Origin of the sequence: Thalassospira profundimaris (assembly GCF_003326755.1) — a bacterium.
GTDB lineage: Bacteria > Pseudomonadota > Alphaproteobacteria > Rhodospirillales > Thalassospiraceae > Thalassospira > Thalassospira profundimaris_B.
The window spans coordinates 123,969-143,130 of record NZ_JPWH01000007.1; the positions used below are offsets into that span (position 1 = coordinate 123,969).

Annotated in this window: 16 protein-coding genes; 5 read left to right on the forward strand and 11 right to left on the reverse strand. The window is 54.3% G+C overall.

The genetic code is table 11. The features are described 5' to 3' along the window. Nucleotide 1: 1 nt before the first annotated feature. Both TH25_RS10200 and glyA read left to right on the forward strand, forming a co-directional pair. A complete protein-coding gene (locus tag TH25_RS10200) occupies nt 2-550 on the forward strand; it encodes a sarcosine oxidase subunit gamma (RefSeq protein WP_114088329.1) in 549 nt (182 codons plus the stop codon). Between the two features lie 27 nt (nt 551-577). Next, a complete protein-coding gene (gene glyA / locus TH25_RS10205) occupies nt 578-1,846 on the forward strand; it encodes a serine hydroxymethyltransferase (RefSeq protein ID WP_114088330.1) in 1,269 nt (422 codons plus the stop codon). A 210-nt stretch (nt 1,847-2,056) separates the two neighbouring features. On the opposite strand, the gene TH25_RS10210 is transcribed toward glyA, so the two are convergent. The 4 genes from TH25_RS10210 to TH25_RS10225 form a co-directional block, all read right to left on the reverse strand. Then, complete coding sequence (locus tag TH25_RS10210) at nt 2,057-4,618, reverse strand: GcvT family protein (protein ID WP_114088331.1); 2,562 nt, start codon at nt 4,616-4,618, stop codon at nt 2,057-2,059. 162 nt (nt 4,619-4,780) lie between these two features. Then, nucleotides 4,781-5,638, reverse strand: a complete 858-nt coding sequence (purU, locus tag TH25_RS10215) for a formyltetrahydrofolate deformylase (RefSeq protein WP_114088332.1) — start codon at nt 5,636-5,638, stop codon at nt 4,781-4,783. Nucleotides 5,639-5,673: 35 nt separating this feature from the next. Then, nucleotides 5,674-6,609 carry an electron transfer flavoprotein subunit alpha/FixB family protein gene (locus TH25_RS10220; RefSeq protein ID WP_114088333.1) on the reverse strand — a complete coding sequence of 312 codons (936 nt, stop codon included), beginning with the start codon at nt 6,607-6,609 and terminating at the stop codon, nt 5,674-5,676. A 15-nt stretch (nt 6,610-6,624) separates the two neighbouring features. Further along, on the reverse strand, nt 6,625-7,383 hold the full coding sequence (locus tag TH25_RS10225) for an electron transfer flavoprotein subunit beta/FixA family protein (protein WP_114088411.1): 759 nt from the start codon (nt 7,381-7,383) through the stop codon (nt 6,625-6,627). A 373-nt stretch (nt 7,384-7,756) separates the two neighbouring features. On the opposite strand from TH25_RS10225, the gene TH25_RS10230 reads away from it, so the two are divergent. Continuing rightward, nucleotides 7,757-8,845 carry a GlxA family transcriptional regulator gene (locus TH25_RS10230; RefSeq protein ID WP_114088334.1) on the forward strand — a complete coding sequence of 363 codons (1,089 nt, stop codon included), beginning with the start codon at nt 7,757-7,759 and terminating at the stop codon, nt 8,843-8,845. A gap of 118 nt (nt 8,846-8,963) precedes the next feature. On the opposite strand, the gene TH25_RS10235 is transcribed toward TH25_RS10230, so the two are convergent. The 7 genes from TH25_RS10235 to TH25_RS10265 form a co-directional block, all read right to left on the reverse strand. Continuing rightward, nucleotides 8,964-10,043 carry a quaternary amine ABC transporter ATP-binding protein gene (locus TH25_RS10235; protein ID WP_114088335.1) on the reverse strand — a complete coding sequence of 360 codons (1,080 nt, stop codon included), beginning with the start codon at nt 10,041-10,043 and terminating at the stop codon, nt 8,964-8,966. Beyond that, entirely contained in the window at nt 10,036-10,923 is an 888-nt protein-coding gene (locus TH25_RS10240; protein WP_114088336.1) for an ABC transporter permease, read from the reverse strand. Before TH25_RS10240 ends, TH25_RS10235 begins: the two co-directional genes overlap by 8 nt. A 99-nt stretch (nt 10,924-11,022) precedes the next feature. Then, entirely contained in the window at nt 11,023-12,024 is a 1,002-nt protein-coding gene (locus TH25_RS10245; protein ID WP_114088337.1) for an ABC transporter substrate-binding protein, read from the reverse strand. Between the two features lie 92 nt (nt 12,025-12,116). Further along, nucleotides 12,117-13,205: an FAD-binding oxidoreductase gene (locus TH25_RS10250; RefSeq protein ID WP_114088338.1), complete on the reverse strand. Its 1,089-nt coding sequence runs from the start codon at nt 13,203-13,205 to the stop codon at nt 12,117-12,119. A gap of 42 nt (nt 13,206-13,247) precedes the next feature. After that, the gene (locus TH25_RS10255; protein ID WP_114088339.1) at nt 13,248-14,522 is read right to left on the reverse strand and encodes an aromatic ring-hydroxylating oxygenase subunit alpha; all 1,275 of its coding nucleotides are present in this window, start codon (nt 14,520-14,522) and stop codon (nt 13,248-13,250) included. A 900-nt stretch (nt 14,523-15,422) separates the two neighbouring features. Beyond that, a complete protein-coding gene (locus TH25_RS10260) occupies nt 15,423-16,025 on the reverse strand; it encodes a hypothetical protein (RefSeq protein WP_114088340.1) in 603 nt (200 codons plus the stop codon). Nucleotides 16,026-16,238: 213 nt separating this feature from the next. Beyond that, nucleotides 16,239-16,997, reverse strand: coding sequence for a DeoR/GlpR family DNA-binding transcription regulator (locus TH25_RS10265; protein WP_114088341.1), 759 nt, complete (start codon nt 16,995-16,997; stop codon nt 16,239-16,241). 284 nt (nt 16,998-17,281) lie between these two features. Between TH25_RS10265 and deoC the strand changes: the two genes are divergently transcribed. Continuing rightward, the gene (deoC, locus tag TH25_RS10270; protein WP_114088342.1) at nt 17,282-17,950 is read left to right on the forward strand and encodes a deoxyribose-phosphate aldolase; all 669 of its coding nucleotides are present in this window, start codon (nt 17,282-17,284) and stop codon (nt 17,948-17,950) included. A 144-nt stretch (nt 17,951-18,094) separates the two neighbouring features. Next, entirely contained in the window at nt 18,095-19,141 is a 1,047-nt protein-coding gene (locus TH25_RS10275; protein ID WP_114088412.1) for an autoinducer 2 ABC transporter substrate-binding protein, read from the forward strand. Nucleotides 19,142-19,162: the final 21 nt, after the last annotated feature.

Genomic DNA, 19,162 nt, shown 5'->3' on the forward strand with positions numbered 1-19,162 from the left:
GATGACCGTATTGACACATGCCTTCACGCCGGGTCCGCTTGTATCAGGTGGTGCTGTTTCGGTGAATTTGATGGCCCCGATTGGCCGGTTTTCAGTGCGCGTGCGTGAAAGCGGGCGGGACGCGCTGGGGGCGGCGATTGGCCTTGAACTGCCCACGCGTATTGGGGCACGCACCAAAAACGGCAACCGCGAGGTCATTTGCCTTGGCCCGGATGAATGGCTGTTGCAAACCGGGGCAGGTGAAACGGCAGATATTACCGCTGCCTGTGCCGCGATTTATGCGGCAACACCCCATAGTTTGACCGATATTTCCGCCCGTGAAATTACGGCAAAGATTGAAGGACCGGCCGCAATCGACCTTCTGACAATTGGCTGCCCGCGCGATATTGACCAAATTGCTGTTGGTGATGGATGTCGCACGGTTATTGACGGTATTTCCGTCATTTTGTGGCGAGACGGCGAGGCGTCTTTCCGGGTGGATGTCTGGCGGTCTTTTGCCCCGCATCTGCTGGGTCTGCTTCAAACCGGATCGGCTGAACTGTCTGCATAAAAATTGACGTCCAGAAAGGAATGTACAATGTCTGACTCAATGGTCACGGCAACCGTTTCGGATGCCGAAATTGCAAAAGCAATTGCCCATGAACTTGACCGCCAGCAAAATCAGATCGAACTGATTGCCTCGGAAAATATCGTCTCGGAAGATGTGCTGGCAGCGCAGGGATCGGTCCTGACCAACAAATACGCCGAAGGGTATCCCGGACGGCGCTATTATGGCGGGTGCGAGCATGTTGATGTGGTGGAAACCATTGCCATTGACCGCATCAAACAGCTTTTCGGGGCCGAATTTGCCAATGTGCAGCCCCATTCCGGTGCCCAGGCCAACCAGGCGGTTTTTCTGGCCCTGTTGCAGCCCGGTGACCGCATTATGGGCATGTCGCTGGCGCATGGCGGGCATTTGACGCACGGTTCGCCGGTCACGATGTCGGGCAAATGGTTTGATGTGGTTTCCTATGAGGTCGAGGAATATACCCACCTGATCGACATGGAGGCCGTCCGCAAGGTTGCGCTGGAAACCAAGCCCAAGCTGATTGTTGCCGGGGCATCGGCCTATCCGCGGCATATTGATTTTGCCGCATTCCGCGCCATTGCCGATGAAGTCGGGGCTTATTTGATGGTCGATATGGCTCATTATGCCGGTCTGGTGGCAGCCGGTGTTTATCCCAACCCGGTGCCGCATGCCCATGTGGTGACATCCACCACGCACAAAACCCTGCGCGGCCCGCGTGGCGGGTTTATTCTGACCAATGACGAGGCACTGGCCAAGAAATTCAATTCCGCAGTGTTCCCGGGAAACCAGGGCGGGCCGCTGATGCACGTTATTGCCGCCAAGGCCGTGGCCTTTGGCGAGGCATTGCAACCCGCCTTTACCGATTATGCCAAGCAGGTTATTGACAATGCCCGTGCGCTGTCGGAAGTGTTGATTGAAGGCGGGGTTGATATTGTTTCGGGCGGGACGGATTGCCACATGGTGCTGGTGGATTTGCGGCCCAAGGGCGTTACCGGCAAGGCAACCGAAGCCGCACTGGAACGTGCGGGCCTGACCTGCAATAAAAACGCCATTCCCTTTGACCCGGAAAAACCGTTTGTGACATCGGGCGTGCGGCTGGGAACCTCGGCCGGAACAACACGCGGTTTTGGTGTGGCGGAATTTCGCAAAATTGGCGAGCTGATCATTAAAGTGATCAATGCCCTTGCGGATAACCCGGAGGGCGATGATGCAACCGAACAGGCTGTGTTGGCCGAAGTTCGTGCCCTGTGCGCCGCCTTCCCGATTTACAAGGGCTGATCTTTTCGGCGGTACCGAAAAGAGGATTCCAAAACCCCGTGCTGCCGAAAGGTGCCACGGGGTTTTGTTTTGCCTGTTTACTGTGCTGTTGCGGGTAAAAAGCGAGACGGGTGCAGGATATCTGAGTCTGGGCAAAACGCCTTGAGAGCACAACAAAACGGGGCACCTGATTGGGCACCCCGTTTTGTTATGCTTGATGCGTGCAGCCTGTTAGCTGCGTGGTTTCAGGTTTTCCGGGTCATACAGCGGTTTGTAACCGATACCTACCACCTCAACCGGGTAAATTTCGTCAAAATACGAAATGTTGAGTTTGCGGCCTTCCTGGCAATAGGCGTGCGGCAGATAGGCCAGTGCAATGTTTTTGCCGACGCTGGGGCCAAAGGCAATGGATGTGGTGTAAGACCGGCGGCCCAACTCGTCGATCAGGGTTTCGCCGGTTTCCGGATCCATCACCGGAAGCGATCCCAGCGGATAGCGGGCAACACCCTGGCTGTCGATATTGTCGGTGACAACAAGGGTGCAGAGCATGGCAGGCTGGTGGTCGCGTTCACGATATTCGACATGCTTTGCCTTGCCGCAGAAATCAGCTTCCTTGACCTTGGGACGGGCAAGGTTGGCTTCATAAAGGTTGTATTGCGTGATCAAATCGGCGTTTTGCAAACGCAGCGATTTTTCCAGGCGGCGCGAATTGGCATAGGTTTCAACACCCACGGCAATCACACCGGTCGAGCGCAACGCATCCCAGACATCCAGTCCGTCTTCGTAACGCATGTGCAATTCCCAGCCCTGTTCGCCAACATAGGAAATGCGGAATGCGGTAACGGTTTTACCGGCAATTTTAATCGGGCGAATGGCGGCAAACGGGAAGTTTTCCAGGCTCAGCGCATCGGGGTCTTCAACCACCTTTTGCAGGTTTTCACGCGCATTCGGGCCCCAGATGCCGACAGTTGTGTATTTTTCGGTGACATCGGTGATGGTCACCGAAAAACCTTTATCCTGGGCAACGCGGCGCATATAGATCAAATCGCGCGGACCGGCATCGGCCCCGTTAACCAGGCGGCAGCGATCTTCCATGCGGAACACGGTAAAGTCGGCCCGCACATTGCCTTCATCATCGAGCATGTGGGTATAAATACCCTTGCCAATGTTATTATCGCCGCCAACCTTGGCAACACACAGCCATTCCATCAGGGCAACGTGATCGGGGCCTTCAATGTCGGTCATGTGAAAATGCGACAGGTTGATAATGCCGCAATCCGCACTCATTTCGAGCTGTTCGGCATTGGAAACACGCCAGAAGTGGCGGGTGTCCCATTCGTTTTCACGCACCGGCACCTGATCGGCGTATTTCTCCAGCAAATGTTCGTTGGCGGCGTAACCGTGCGCGCGTTCCCAGCCGCCCAGTTCCATGAAATAGCCACCCAGTTCAACCTCGCGTTCATAAAAGGGTGAACGGCGAATGCCACGGGCATTGGCAAAGGGTTCGCGCGGGTGAATCGGCGGGTTATAGATTTTCTTCGCCGTTTCCCAGCAGCGGTCATAGATATATTGTTCACCCAGCTGGAAATCGTTAAAGCGGCTGTAATCAATGGCGTGATGGTCAATATGGGTGCGGTTATGGGTCATCCAGTCCGCCAGCAATTTGCCCATGCCCGGCCCGTCCTTGATCCAGATGCCGACCGAATACCACAAACCGCGCAGTTTGCGGCTTTCGCCCATTGCCGGACCGCCATCGATGGAGGTTTGCAACAGGCCATTAAAGGAATGGCTTTCGTTAAAGCCCAGTTCGGTCAGGATCGGGGTCAGTTCCATTGCCCGTTCCAGCGGTTCGATCACGTCCTCAAGCTCCAGATCGCGCTGGGAGGGTGAAAGCCGCGCCTGGTGTTTTTCAAGAATTTCGCGTGGATGCACAAGGCGGGGGTTTTCCTCGTAATAATAGCCCCACTCGATCTGGCCGCCTTCGGTGCTTTTGGGGTCGCCGGTATCGCGCATATAGGCCGAATTGCCCTGATCGCGCAAAAGCGGCATGCCAATTTCAACACCCGTACCTTCAAATTCGTTATACGGTCCGAAAAAGGTCAGCGGATGGTCAACGGGCATAACCGGCAGGTCTTCACCGGCCAGTTCGGCAATCAGACGGCCCCACAGCCCGGCACATACAACCACATAATCGGCCATGATGGTACCGCGTTCGGTGCGGACACCGGTAATGCGGCCATTCTCGCTGGTCAGTTCAAGTGCTGATGTATTGCCAAACGCCTGGAGCTTGCCTGTTGCAATCGCCTGATCGACCAGTTTGCCCGCCACGGTTTGCGACCGCGGGGTGACAAGGCCGGCATCCGGGTCCCACATCGCACCCTGGATCTGGTCTTCTTCAAGCAGCGGGAATTTTTCCTTGGCTTCGGCGGCACTGATGATTTTGACATTGGTGCCAAAGGCCTTGCCGGAATCAACCCGGCGTTTGAGTTCGGCCATGCGTTCATCGTCGCCAACGCGGGCCACTTCAAGGCCGCCGATGCGGGCATAGTGCCCCATCTTTTCATAGAAATTCATCGAATACATCGTCGTCCAGCAGGACAGAAGGTCATGGCTGGTCGCAAAGCAGAAATCCGAGGCGTGTGCCGTCGAGCCAATGTCGGTCGGGATGCCGGATTTGTCGATGCCGACAATATCGTCCCAGCCATTTTCGATCAGATGGTGGACCACCGAGGCACCCACGATGCCGCCGAGGCCAACGATTACGACTTTTGCCCTGTTGGGAAATGCGGCCATTTATCTCAGTCCTTCTTCTCGAGATGATGATCTGCTTTTTTAGGTTCTTTCGGGGCCCCTGACTGATTGCCCCGTCATGGCGTTCGGGTATTGAACAGGTGGTCAGGCTTTGCGGTAAAACGACCGACGGGGACCGGCAAACCGGTCCCCTTTTCGGGCAAATTACGAGGTGAAAACCACCGTTCTTGTTTTATTGAGCATGACGCGCCCTTCGAGGTGATATTTGACCCCCCGGGCCAGAACACGCGCCTCGATATCCCGGCCGGTGGCAACAAAATCCTCGGCCGACATGGCGTGGCTGACGCGTTCGGTTTCCTGTTCAATGATCGGGCCTTCATCAAGGTCCGGTGTTACATAATGCGCGGTTGCGCCAATCAGTTTCACGCCGCGTTCATGGGCCTGGTGATAGGGCTTTGCCCCCTTGAAGGAGGGCAGGAACGAATGGTGGATATTGATGATCATGCCAAAGAATTTATTGGAAAAATCGTTGGTCAGAACCTGCATGTAGCGGGCAAGGACCACCAGTTCGGCATTGGTTTCCTTGATCAGGTCGGAAAGGGCGGCTTCCTGTTCGACCTTGTTTTCCTTGTTGACCGGCATGTAATGGAAGGGAATGCCTTCCTGCTCGGCGATTTTGCGGGCCGTTTCGTGGTTGGAAACGATGGCCGCCACCTCTGCATCCAGCCAGCCCACCTTGATTTGATAGAGAAGATGCAGCATCGCATGGTCAAATTTGGAAACCATGATGATGATCTTTGGACGGCGTGACAGGTCCTGAACCTTTAACTTCATATTGAAGCGGTCCACAGCCGGACTCAGCATCAGTTCGACCTGCGATTTATCGATGTCGGCAGGGGTGCTGACCGCGATGCGCAGGAAAAACTGGTTCGACTGGCGGTCAAAGAACTGGTTGGATTCAATGATATTGGCATTGCGCGATGCCAGGGCCGATGTCACGGCGGCAACGATGCCGGGGCGGTCGTCACAGGCAATACGCAGGATATAGGATGATTCGCTCACTGGAGTTGCTCCGTTTCAAATGGCTGAGTGGGGGATCAGAGCTGACGCTCCAGTTCGGGAAGAATTTCAAACAGGTCGCCGACAATGCCATAATCGGCCACCTGAAAGATCGGTGCGTCTTCGTCGGTGTTGATGGCGACGATGATTTTGGAATCTTTCATCCCGGCAAGATGCTGAATGGCACCGGAAATACCACAGGCGATGTAAAGATCGGGGGCGACGACCTTGCCGGTCTGGCCGACCTGAAGGTCATTGGCGGCATATCCCGCATCGACTGCGGCGCGCGATGCGCCAATGGCCGCGCCCAGTTTATCGGCAACCGGGGTGAGAACATTCTGGAATTTCTCCGATGATCCCAGCGCACGGCCACCCGAAACAATGATTTTTGCGGAATTCAGTTCCGGCCGGTCGCTTTCGGAAAGGATGTTTTCAACAAAGCTGGAAAGACCGGCATTCTCGCCACTGGTGCTTACGGTTTCGATCGGGGCTTTGTTATCGCCCGTTGCGGCGGCGGCAAAGCTGGTTGTGCGGATGGTCAGGACTTTTTTATCGTCAGTCGTCTGGACAACTTCAATGGCATTGCCCGCATAGATCGGATGTTTGAAGGTATCGGACGCGACGATTTCGGTCACATCCGAAACCTGCATGACATCAAGCAGGGCGGCAACACGCGGCAGGATGTTTTTGCCATTGGTGGTGGCCGCTGCCAGGATGGTGTCATAATCTGCTGCAATAGACAGGATCAGCGATGCGGTCGGTTCTGCCAACTGATTGGCAAGGGTTGCATCATCGGCGAGCAAAACTTTGCGGATGCCATTCAGGCTGGCGGCCTGCTCTGCGACCGGGGCGGCATTGTGCCCGGAAACCAGAATGTCAATATCGCCGCCCATTGCCAATGCCGCTGTAAGAGCCTTGGTGGTTTGTTCGGACAGGGCCGCATTGTCATGTTCAGCAAAAACAAGAATAGCCATTTTCAGTATCTCCGCTTAGGCCGCCTGGATGACGCCAGCTTCGTTTTTCAGTTTGTCGATCAGCTCGGCGGTATCGGCAACTTTAACACCTGCCTGGCGGACGGCGGGTTCTTCCACCCGCACGACCTTGCAGCGCGATGACATGGACACGCCAAAATCATCGGGTGTTTTTTTCTCGAGCGGCTTTTTCTTTGCCTTCATGATATTGGGCAAAGAGGCATAGCGCGGTTCGTTCAGGCGCAAATCAGCGGTGACGATGGCGGGAAGTTTAACCGTGATCGCTTGCAGGCCGCCATCGACTTCGCGGGTGACTTTTGCCTCGCCCGACCCGATTTCCAGTTTGGAGGCAAAGGTTGCCTGCGACCAGCCCAGCAGGGCAGAGAGCATCTGTCCGGTCTGGTTGGCATCATCATCAATGGCCTGCTTGCCCAGAATGACGATTTCCGGTTTTTCTTCCTCGATCGCGGCCTTGAGCAGCTTTGCCACCGTCAGGGATTCCGTGCGCTGGTCGGTTTCGATCAACAGGGCACGGTCCGCGCCCATCGCAAGGGCGGTGCGCAATGTTTCCTGGGCCTGGGCCGGACCGATGGAAACAACAACAATTTCGCTGGCAGTGCCTGCTTCTTTCAGGCGAACGGCTTCTTCGACGGCAATTTCGTCAAAGGGATTCATCGACATCTTGACATTGGCAAGATCAACGCCCGATCCATCCGCCTTGACGCGAATTTTCACGTTGTAATCAACAACCCGCTTAACAGGTACAAGGACCTTCATCATTTACCTCTCTGACGCATTCCCGGAATGTCATTGCAGCCGGGACCAGCCCTGTTTTTGACAGGGCCGTTATTTTTGTTGTGCAGCAGGGGGTGCCAGCGCATTGCCCCGAAGTCTTTTGTGACCAGCACTTATGGTTCATGCTGTTAGGAATTCCGGTCGTCTGTGGCGCGAATCTTCTGCCATTATCGGGGGCCGATGCAGGCAGGAAGCATTTTGCGTATGAGCGACTGTTTCCCTTGGCATGACGGGCTGGGTTTCAGTATTCTGGGAAATAATCTGGCGTTTTCTAACGTTAAAAAATAGAATGTTTGCGTCAAAGCGAGATTATCGCTACGACAATTGCAGGAACCTTTTAAAAGTCGGAGGTCATATGGGCGCGACGCGTGACTTTCAGGCCGGCAGTTTTCAGTCAAACCAGGTTTCTGCCGCACGGCCGGCAAAACCGAAAACCGAGGCCCCGCGGCTGTCGGTCGGGTTCATACTGGCAAACCGCTTTACACTTTGTGCCTTTGCCAATTTCGTGGATGTATTGCGCCTGGCCGCCGATGATGGTGATCGCAGTCGTCCGATTTTGTGCAAATGGACGGTGCTGTCCGATACGATGGATCCGGTCGCGTCGAGCAGCGGCATCACCGTACAGGCCAAGGAAAGGCTGGGGGACCCAAGGCGGTTTCATTATATTGTTGTCGTGGGTGGGCTGATGGATGAAACGCCCACGCTTAGCCCCGCTTATCACCGTTTCCTGCACGAGGCCGCAGCCGCGGGCGTGCCGCTGATCGGCATTTGTACAGGCGCGTTTTTACTCCATCAGGCTGGATTGCTTGACGGGTATCGCTGTTGTGTGAGCTGGTTTCACCATTCGGATTTCATGGAGCAGTTTGAAGGGCTGGACCCGGTTGCCGACCAGATATTTGTTGTGGACCGTGACCGGCTGACCTGTTCAGGCGGGGTCAGTTCGGCACATTTGGCCGCCTATCTGGTGGACAAGCATGTGGGCCGGGCCCAGGCCAATAAAAGCCTGCATATCATGATTATTGACGATGCCCTGCAGGCGGAAAAACCCCAGCCCGGTATTCCGCTGGATTTGAAAACCCGCGACCCGATTGTGCAGCGCGCGCTTTTGATCATGCAGCAAAATATCGATACACCCATATCCGTACAGGAAGTGGCACGGCGCATGGGCAATAGCAAACGCCAGATTGAACGGCATTTCAGACTGACGCTGGACACATCCCCACAGGTGGCGTTTTTGAATATTCGCCTGGATCTGGCGCGTCATCTGATTGAAAAAAGCCAGAAATCCGTCGCCCAGATTGCAGTGGATTGCGGTTTTTGTGATTCGTCGCATCTAAGCCGCATGTTTCGCCGCCGATACGGATGTACCCCGCAAGCCTTGCGCCAGCCCACAGGCGCCCGCACCGAGGAGGCTGTGCCCGATGTGGAGGAGCTGTCACCTTAACGATCCGTCATTTTAAAACCGGATCGGTTATTGGTTGAAGAAAAACGCCGCCCGATTTGATAACCGGGCGGCGCTTGTCTGATTTTATAGATTTCGCAAGCTGCAGGGGCAGGCAGGGTCAGGATGAAATCGCAATCGGGTCCGTTTGTTCGCGTGGGACATCCTGAATGTCGATCATGGCACCGGCAAGTTGCCGGAAGCTGACCTTGCCCAGGGGCTGCCCCGATGTGGAAACCACGGTACCAACGCCATCCGATGTATCAGCCAGCATCCGCATGGCATCTTCGATGGTGGTTCCTGCCGTGATTGATACACCGACCGTTTGTGCACCGGCCAATAGCGGCATCATCACGGCTTCGACATGGACAACGCGGCCCCGATTGACCTCCTTGACGAAGTTCGCCACATAGTCATCGGCAGGGCGCAGGACGATGTCCTGGCTTGTCCCCTGCTGGATGATTTCGCCGTCACGCAGAATGGCGATCTGATCGCCCAGACGAAGGGCTTCGTCCAGATCGTGGGTAATAAAAACGATTGTTTTCTCGATTTCCTTTTGAATATCCAGAAGAACCGTTTGCATATCCATGCGGATTAGCGGGTCCAGGGCCGAGAAGGCTTCGTCCATTAACAGAACCGGGGCATCATTGGCAAGGGCGCGGGCCAGGCCGACGCGCTGCTGCATCCCGCCGGAAAGCTGATTGGGGTATTTTTCCTCAAACCCTTTCAACCCGACGCGATCAAGCCAGCGCATTGCGATGTCGATGGCTTTGGACCGGTCAATGCCCTGAACCTCGAGGCCAAAGATGGTATTGTCCAGAACCGTCCGATGGGGCAGCAGGGCGAATTTCTGAAACACCATTGCCGTTTGATGACGTCGAAAGGCACGCAGTTCGTCCTGGTTCATTTTGACAATGTCAACACCATCCACCAGCACCTCGCCACAGGTCGGGTCAACCAGACGGTTGATATGGCGGATAAGTGTTGATTTGCCCGACCCCGAAAGCCCCATGATGACCTGGATACGGCCAGAGGGAATTTCGAGATTGATGTTGCGAAGGCCCAGGATGTGACCAAATTTTTCGTTGAGTTCGGCCTTGGTCATGCCCTTTTGCACTGCATCAACATGCAGGGCCGGATTATGGCCGAAAATCTTGTATAGATTGCGGATGTGTATCCCGCCAGACAGATGATCAGCCATGCGAAATCTCCCGGTGTTTCTGGAGCTTTTTGCCATAGGCCTGACTGACCCGGTCAAAGATGATGGCAATGCCGACAATGGCAAGACCATTGAAAATGCCCAGTGTGAAATACTGGTTGGCGATGGCCTTGAGAACCGGTTGACCCAGGCCCTGAACGCCGATCATGGCGGCAACAACAACCATTGCCAGGGCCATCATGATGGTCTGGTTGATCCCGGCCATGATGGTGGGCAGGGCAAGCGGAAGCTGAACCTTGAACAGTTTTTGCCAGCCGGATGTGCCAAAGGCATCGGCGGCTTCAAGCACATCCTTGTCAACCAGGCGGATGCCAAGGTTGGTCAGCCGGATCATGGGCGGGATGGCGTAAATTACAACCGCAAGCAGCCCGGGTACCTTGCCAATACCCAGCAGCATGACAACCGGAATAAGATAGACAAAGCTGGGCATGGTTTGCATGACGTCGAGGATCGGATTGATCAGTTTTTGCACGCGGTCGGAACGCGCCATCAAAATGCCGATCGGAATACCGATCATAATCGACATAACCGTACAGACAAAGATAATGGCGACTGTCTGCATCGTGTCTTCCCACATATCGAAATAACCGATGAGAAGCAGTGTTACGAGGCAGCCCAGGACGGTTTTGACGCTTCGGCTGGCAAACCAGGCAATGGTCAGAATGATCGCGGTAATAATGGGCCAGGGTGTGTGGGTCATGAAGTGGTCGGCTGCAATCAGAAAGTGCTTGAGCGGGGAGAACATGTTTTCGATTGTTCCGCCAAAAGCACGCGTGAATTCCCTGAAACTTTCGTCGATTGCCTTTTTCAGGTTACGCAGGACAGTGTCGTCCATATGCGGGAATTTATAAAACCATTCCATTAAATTCCACCTTTACAAGGGTTGCGACACGTCTTTTTGATTTTATCGGCGCATGGAAGGCGGCGCGCTTGGGCGCACCGCCCGGCTTGATACAGTTTTTTACAGCGCAGCTTCGATTTTCTTGGCTGCGTCCGGTGTCACCCACTTGGTCCAGATGTCCTTGTTTTCACGAAGGAAATGCTTGGCGCCGTCTTCGCCGGTTGCCTGGTTATCCGTCATCCAGGCCATCAGTTTGCTGACGGTTTCATTGCTCCAGGAGCGTTTGCCCAGATATTCGAGTACTTCGGGGCTGGCTTTGTCGTGGAAGGGTTTGGCGACCAGCGTTGCAATGGTATCGGTCGGCCATTTGTTGGGTTTGGGATCCGGGCAGTCTTCGACGGTGTTACAACGTTTCCATTCGGCGGCATCATAGGGAACCGCAAAGTCGAGTTTGACCATCGGGTATTTGCCCAACAGCGCCGTCGGCGCCCAGTAATATCCCAGCCAGGCTTGCTTTTTTTCGTATGCCTGGGCTATCGAGCCGTCCAGGCCCGCTGCAGAGCCGGTATCTACCAGGACGAAACCGGCATCCTGTGCGTTGTAGGCCCAATACAATTGTGATGTGACAACTGTACCACCCCAGCCTTGCGGGCCGTTGAAAATCGCCCCTTTGCCGGGATTTTCGTCATAGGGGAAGAGTTCGGGATGTTTCAGGGCATCGGATACGGTTTTGATATCCGGGTGGGCATCGGCGAAATATTTGGGTATCCACCAGCCCTGTTGTCCGCCTTCGGGCAGGGGGGAGCCGACATTGATGATACGTCCTTCTTCGGTGCCGCGTTTGACAACATCGGGCAGCAGGTCGATCCAGGCTTCCGGCGCAATGTCGGGTTCGCCCCGTTCGGTCATCGAGGTAATGGTCGGGACAGTATCACCGATGGTGATTTCGGCGTCACAGCCATATCCTTCATCGAGAATGATTTTATCCAGATTGGAGAGAACTTCCGCACTTTGCCAGTTCATGCTGGCAATCGTGACGGTACCGCAATCGGCTGCTTGTGCAGCGATGCTCCCCCCGAAAAAACTTAACGTCAAGCATCCTGATACAAGTAATTTTTTCATTTTGTTTCCCTGTTTTCAACGGCTGACCTTAACGTGCGAGAGCACCGTGACTTCCCGCACCAACAACCCGCGAAGGGCTTTCCCATCGTTTGTCAGATCTCGACTTCAATATCGGACAGGGGCGTTGAACAGCAGATCAGGATTTTACCCTGGTCAATTTCGCGCTGTCGGATGCCGCCGCCGTGCTGCATGTCAACCTGACCCGAAACAAGTTTCGATTTGCAGGTTCCGCAGATACCACGTTGACAGGAGGACATAGGCAAAAGTCCTGCCTCGCGTGCTGCGGACAGAACAGTCATGCCGGGGCCGCATTCGACGACATGGCCTGTTTTGGAAAAGCTTACCCGGAAAGTCTGGTCGCTGATTTCGGGGGCTGCCGATGCGTGTTCCTCAATGGTTCCTGCGGTTTCGGCACCGAAATCAAAACTTTCCTCGTAATATCTTTCCATATTGAAATCAGCCTGTTGCAGCATGTTCCGGACCCCTTCCATAAACAGGGCCGGGCCGCAGCAGAAGATTTTGCGTTCCAGGAAGTCCGGAGACATCAGGGAAAGCATCTGGAGGCTAAGGCGCCCCGTGTAACCACTCCAGCTATGACTGGCCGACGTGGTTTCACAGGTAAAGGCAAGTTTCAGCGACGGGTTTTGTGCGGCAAGCAAGGCAAGTTCGTCGCGGAAAATGATGTCGGAGGGGGACCGGGCGGCGTGAACAAAATGCAGATCCGTAGGTTCCGACAGATCGCAGGCTGTACGTGTCATTGACATCATGGGGGTGATGCCACTGCCTGCCGAAAGAAACAGAAGTTTTTCTTCCCCGGTGGCGTCGGTGGTAAATTCTCCGCCAGGGCCGGATACATTTACCTCCTTGCCCGGGACCATATAATCATGCAGCCAGTTGGAGCCCGGACCGCCGGGAACGCGTTTGACTGTAATTTCAACACGGTAGGGGCGGGCTGCCGAAGCAGAAATGGTGTAGCTGCGCGTGACCATCCCTTCAACGGGAAGTTCAAACGTCATGTACTGGCCGGGATAAAACCGAAAGGCGCGTGGTTCCCGACCGGAAAAGACAAATGTCTTTACATCATGGGTTTCCTGACGCACCTGACGACATACCAGCACATCGTCTTGTTCAGGGTCCCACATGGGAACACGGGTTACTTCTGTCAGTTTTTCTTCAGCCATTTCGGCATTATCCCTTTTCTGCTACGGGCCAGTCCGACCAGCTTATTCAGCAGCAATTCCAGCTTTGTCTTCGGCAAAATGGTCTTGTAAGCGTTTGATATACCAGTCGCAGAATGCTTCGACATGGGGTTCGGTAAATGTCGAATAGGGACCGGGTTCATAAGCACGCTGTTCACTGCCAAGCTGGGCCAGGCGGACAAGCATCGCATCCTGAAGGTTGGTCATCGTCCAGACCTGGGTCAGGTTGTCGAGGGTGTAATCCTCGTTTTCGATGGCATCCTTGTGGACCAGCCAGGTTGTGCGTACCAGTGTGCGGTTTGGCGACAGCGGCAGGACAGAGAATGTCACGATGTGATCACTCATGAAGTGATGCCACGAATTGGGATGTGTCCAGAAGCTAAGCCCGCCCAGTTTGGCATCGGTAAAGTTGCCCAGCAGCTTTTTCGAGGCCACTTTTGTGTCCAGCGTGTGGGATTCACCTTCCCAGCTTAGCGGAAGGCGCATGGTGCGAAAGCCGGTAACGTTGGCAAGGTGCTCTTCCTCGGCGGAGGGCAGGCCGCAGCTTTCCCAGCGTTTATGGTCGTGTTCAACGGATTCAAGATATTTTTTGACGTCCCCGGAGCGGCGTTCGTCAAGCTCGTCAGGCGAAAAACCAAAACCGAATTCAGACAGCGGGACGGTCAATTGCGGGTGGTTGCCCTCGCAATGATAGCATTCCCGGTTATTTTCCATCGTCAGTTTCCAGTTGCCTTCTTCGATCAGTTCCGCTGTATGGGCAACTTTGCAATTGGCGATGTCGTGCGGGGCAAGATAGGGCTCCATCGTGCGCGCAAGATCTTCGATGTCTGCGGGCGCATTTTCGGCAAGGCAAATGAAAATCAGACCAGCGACCGAGCGAACATGTACCGTTTTAAGGCCATGACAGCTTTTGTCGAACCCGGAACCCATATGTTCTGCCAGGATAAGGTCACCATCCTCGTTATAGGTCCAGCCGTGATAGCGGCAAACGATATTGCCGATCGTGGTTGCACGCTCGTCAATCAGGCGGGCGCCGCGATGGCGGCACACATTGTGAAAGGCGCGCAGTTCCATGTCATCACCGCGCAGGATCAGGATGGATGCCTTGCCAACCTCGACGGTGACGCAATCACCGGGTTCGGGCAGTTCCGGGTCTACGGCGACGAAAATCCAGTGTTTGCCAAAAATTACGTCGATATCCAGATCCAGAATTTCGGCGGAATTGTAAAACGGAGCTTCCAGGCTTTTGTTTTTCTCGCGGCGGTTGACGAGGGTTTGGATGTCAGATGTGGAACGCATGTGCACATACCTTGGCGGTTAGGGGGATGCCTTATCCAATGTGTCCTGTCGTGTTCAGGATCGGTAACTTGATACCTGTTTATCCGAACATGACCGGGTCATTGAGGTGGTATGCCTGCATAAAGCTGTTGCGGATGTCCCGTTTCGGCTTTGCTCGGCGCTATCGTAAGCCGTTGTCTGGCATCTTTGCGGGATGCCAGGAAGGCAGATCTCTTTGATATACAGCGGAAGCGTCTTCAGCATTGAACGGGCTGAAAACGTCGAGCGTGTCAGAACATCGGAGCACATGGCGCCCAAACCTGTTTCGCGCCCGTCGCGCGGCAGGTCTGTATCTGAAGCAAACTTCAAATACAGATGACAAGTCCCGCTTGCCAAGCGGACTGTATCAAGGGCTGTCAATCGCACCCAAAGTCTCCCTCTGTATAGCGGCAGGTTTCCTGCTCTTGCTGTGCTGTTGATTTTAACAGCGATCAGAAAATCTATTGCGGATTGAACCGTGTTTGGCAGAAATCTTAAGTCAAAAGACCAGTAGAAATGCGACGACACTATTGAAACGTCGCAAACCGGCGCGCCACAAGGGATCCAGCGGCATTTGAAAGCACGTATAATTGGCAAATATTACTTCAAAAACCGGATTAATGCGAAAGTTTTGTGTGGTTTTTGGGCACTCTTGTCAAATCTCGTCTGCTGTTTTTTTGCCGCCGTGTTGTTGTGTGAATGGCTATTTTGCGGGGAGGGATGTTTGGGATCTGACGGGCGGGTTTGGGACCTGTGTCTGGCGTTAATCATGCCGTTTAACATATAGTGTCATTTGTGACACCCTAAGATGGCGACGGACCAGCAGAAGATCGTGGGGTGTTGTGGGTCGTTCCTGCGCCCCTGTTTTGTGTGTTTACAGACTTATAACAAATCAAGTTGACAGGCAGACCGGGTCTCTTTTGTGATCTGGCGTTTTTCAAACATGCTCCAGATACCCGATTTGTTTTGAGATACAGTATCTTGCAATTTTAACAGCGAAACCGCTTCAGGTGGTGTCAATCGATATTCGGCAATGCGGCCTTTGGCGGGAATATCGTAATAATTGCCCTGTGCATCAATATATTGCGCCGAAATCAGGCCGGCGCGAATGAATTCATTAATCACCCGCGATACATTCGCCAGTGTCGGGGACCGGACATCCTTTAAAAAGGCGTCAATTGCCCGCTCGCGCGCCTGTTTCAGTTCGCCATAGGTTAGGGTGCCATTGGCGTGTTTTTCGTCCAGACTGGTCAGAAATGCGTCAAGCTCCTGTTGCTTTTGCCCCAGGCGTTCCGCCCGTGCCTTGTGGCGGGCAGGATAAGCATGGCTTCGGTCAACGGCTGCGGCCAGTTCGGCGCGGCTGGCATCAACTTTTCCATTCGCCTTGGTATGGGCCAAAATAACCAGAACCAGCGCGCTGGCAAAACGGGGGCGTGTGCTGCGTTGGGCGGCGGCCTGAAGACGGTCAAGAAAAGGGTTCTGCATGTGCGTTCCTCTCGAAATCCCAGAGGAATCCTAGAGTCGCAGCCGTTTTAATGCAAGACAAATCGTGAACATTGTTGGGTGTCACAAATGACATCGTACCATTTTCCGGGCCCCGGCTGCGCCAGTTTTCGGGTTAACGGACCCGCCTGATCTGGCAAAATGCGACTGGATGGTAAATGTACAAATGTACACATGTACGATGCGGCGCATCTCTTATTCGGTTGCGATGGATAATCCGCTGTGGCTCAGCAGGTCGGGATCACATTTGGGATCGGTGCAGATCATGTCAAACTGATCGAGCTTGGCAAAAAGCATGGGCTTGATCACGTTGAACTTTGTTGAATCAACAACCAGTACCTTGCGGGCCGCGGTTTCAAGAACGGCCTGTTTGATGTCAACCTCATGCGGGTTGGAGCAACTGACCCCCCGGCTGGTATTAACACCGCCCGCCGACATAAAAGCGGTATTGATGTTGAGCTTCAGGATCGCCTGGACACTGTGGCTGTCAGCAAAGGAGGCGGATGACGCATGATACATGCCGCCAAGCATGATCACGCGCAAACCCGGTTTCTTGCACAGAATTTCCGCCACATTAATCGAATAGCAAATGGCGGTAATATCCTGGTTTTCGGGCAGGGCACTGGCCAGATAGGGGATGGTCGTGCCGCAATCAAGGAAAACGGTATCGCCCGGTTTTACCTGTCGTGCGGCGACCAGACAGGCAGCCCGCTTAAGGTCGGTATGGGCGCCGCGTTCGCGATCCAGAATATAGCCAAGCCCCCCGGCCACTGGGGATTTCAGGGTGATATAGCCGCCCATATAGGTGAATACGCCTTCATGCGCGGAGACATCCCGACGGACTGTCATTTCGGAAACGCCAAGCAGATCCGCTGCGTCTTTAAGGCGTATGACATTGCTGACTTCGAGACTTCTGGTCAGAATTTCAATCCGGTCCTGAGATTTGCTCGACATCCAGACTCCATCATTGGCCGTGATCGTGGCAGCACGCAAAATGGTCGTCTGTCTGACCTCATGCGGCGGCCTGTAAGGTGATCTGATCAACAATCATCGCAATTAATCCGTTTGGCTTTTGGGGTCAATTACGACTTTTGCGCGTATAATTTGTGCCGGGCCTTGCAAAACCCGATTTTGGCTTGACCAGATGGTAGCCCGATGACAGGATCATATCAACAAATGTTATAAACTTAACAAAACGGTGATGCGTAAATGATTGCCGTTAAGGGAAATGCTCCATTATGACTGATCAGCGTCCGCTCGTTGCAAGCGATCTTGCATCTTATATCGATCACACCCTGTTGGCCGCAGATGCCACCCCTGATCAGATTGTTTCCCTATGTGCCGATGCACGTCGGCATTCCTTTAAGGCGGTTTGTGTAAACCCGATTTTTATTCCCCTTGTTGTGCGCGAGCTGGGTGATTCCGGTGTTCAGGCGTGCTCGGTTGTCTGTTTTCCGTTTGGTGCGGACCCTGTTGCTGCCAAGGTTGCCGAAACCCGCTGGGTTGTCGAGCAGGGGGCTGGCGAAGTGGATATGGTCATTGCGCTGGGGCTGCTGAAAAGTGGCGATACCGATGCTGTCCGTGCCGATATTGCGGCTGTAAAAGAAGCCTGCGGCGATGCCGTTTTGAAGGTGATCATTGAAACGGCCCTTCTGAGTGACGAGCAGAAGGTTCTGGCCTGCGAACTTTCCAAACAGGCGGGGGCGGATTTTGTCAAAACCTCGACCGGATTTGCCGGTGCGGGTGCAACAGTCGAAGATATTGCCCTGATGCGCAAGACCGTAGGCCCGGATATGGGGGTCAAGGCATCGGGTGGTGTGCGCACAACCGAGGATGCCTTTAAAATGATTGCGGCGGGCGCGTCGCGTATCGGGGCCAGTGCCAGCATCCGGATCATTGGTCAATAAGGTGGGGGCCGGTCGGGCCATGTGCCTGCCGGATATGAATTTTCCCGTCTTTGTCTCAAGGACTGCGTGAAATGCTTTTGCTTTCATGCCAATAAGACGCAGAAAACTGCCAGCTATAAAAATGATTTCAATTTGGAGGTAACAATGAACAAGCTTCTTTCATCGCTTGTTGTCGCGGGGTCTCTGCTTGCAGGTGCCGCCCATGCGGACGAAGCGGTTAAAACGCCGGATATTATCCAGAAATTCACATCGGAAGCGACCGGCAAGGAATATTCCATCGCCACCGTGGTTAAAGTTGACGGTATTGCCTGGTTTGACCGCATGCGTGAAGGTGTCAAGCAGTTTGGCGAAGATACCGGTCATGACACCTGGATGGTCGGGCCGAGTGCCGCAGACGCCGCAGCCCAGGTACAGCTGGTTGAAAACCTGATTGCCCAGGGTGTTGATGCCATTAACATCGTGCCGTTCTCGGTCGAAGCGGTTGAGCCGGTCCTGAAAAAGGCCCGGGATCGCGGGATCGTTGTGATTGCACACGAAGCCTCGAACCTGAAAAACGCTGATTACATTCTCGAAGCCTTTGACAACAAGGCTTACGGCGCAAACCTGATGCAGGTTCTGGGCAAGGCAATGGGTGGCAAGGGCAAATATGTTGCCACCGTCGGCAGCCTGACCTCCAAATCCCAGAATGAATGGATTGACGGGGCGATTGAGTACCAGAAAGAACATTTCCCGGAAATGGAACTGGCAACCAAACGTCTTGAAACCTATGACGATGCCAACACCGACTACACCAAGCTTAAAGAAACCCTGACGACGTACCCGGATCTTGCCGGTATTGTCGGCGGTCCGATGCCGACCTCGGCTGGGGCGGGCCGTTTGATCGCGGAACGTGGTTTGCAGGGTAAACTGCACTTTGCCGGTACCGGCCTGGTTTCGGTTGCGGGTGAATATCTGGCAAAGGGTGACATTGATTACATCCAGTTCTGGGATCCGGCGGTTGCAGGTTATGCCATGAACATGCTGGCCGTGATGGCACTGGACGGCAAAGGCGATCAGATCAAGGCTGGTCTGAACCTTGGCCTGCCGGGTTATACCGATCTCAGCACCCCGGAAGGCAGCAATGCCAACCTGGTTTATGGCCAGGGCTGGGTTGGTGTGACCAAGGAAAACATGGACAAGTATAACTTCTGATTTCATCAGATGATGAAGGCG

Coding starts and splice junctions, on each gene's coding strand:
- TH25_RS10200 (WP_114088329.1), top strand. CDS start 2: ATGACCGTATTGACACATGCCTTCACGCCGGGTCCGCTTGTATCAGGT.
- glyA (WP_114088330.1), top strand. CDS start 578: ATGTCTGACTCAATGGTCACGGCAACCGTTTCGGATGCCGAAATTGCA.
- TH25_RS10210 (WP_114088331.1), bottom strand. CDS start 4,618: ATGGCCGCATTTCCCAACAGGGCAAAAGTCGTAATCGTTGGCCTCGGC.
- TH25_RS10220 (WP_114088333.1), bottom strand. CDS start 6,609: ATGGCTATTCTTGTTTTTGCTGAACATGACAATGCGGCCCTGTCCGAA.
- TH25_RS10225 (WP_114088411.1), bottom strand. CDS start 7,383: ATGAAGGTCCTTGTACCTGTTAAGCGGGTTGTTGATTACAACGTGAAA.
- TH25_RS10230 (WP_114088334.1), top strand. CDS start 7,757: ATGGGCGCGACGCGTGACTTTCAGGCCGGCAGTTTTCAGTCAAACCAG.
- TH25_RS10235 (WP_114088335.1), bottom strand. CDS start 10,043: ATGGCTGATCATCTGTCTGGCGGGATACACATCCGCAATCTATACAAG.
- TH25_RS10240 (WP_114088336.1), bottom strand. CDS start 10,923: ATGGAATGGTTTTATAAATTCCCGCATATGGACGACACTGTCCTGCGT.
- TH25_RS10245 (WP_114088337.1), bottom strand. CDS start 12,024: ATGAAAAAATTACTTGTATCAGGATGCTTGACGTTAAGTTTTTTCGGG.
- TH25_RS10250 (WP_114088338.1), bottom strand. CDS start 13,205: ATGGCTGAAGAAAAACTGACAGAAGTAACCCGTGTTCCCATGTGGGAC.
- TH25_RS10255 (WP_114088339.1), bottom strand. CDS start 14,522: ATGCGTTCCACATCTGACATCCAAACCCTCGTCAACCGCCGCGAGAAA.
- TH25_RS10260 (WP_114088340.1), bottom strand. CDS start 16,025: ATGCAGAACCCTTTTCTTGACCGTCTTCAGGCCGCCGCCCAACGCAGC.
- TH25_RS10265 (WP_114088341.1), bottom strand. CDS start 16,997: ATGTCGAGCAAATCTCAGGACCGGATTGAAATTCTGACCAGAAGTCTC.
- deoC (WP_114088342.1), top strand. CDS start 17,282: ATGACTGATCAGCGTCCGCTCGTTGCAAGCGATCTTGCATCTTATATC.
- TH25_RS10275 (WP_114088412.1), top strand. CDS start 18,095: ATGAACAAGCTTCTTTCATCGCTTGTTGTCGCGGGGTCTCTGCTTGCA.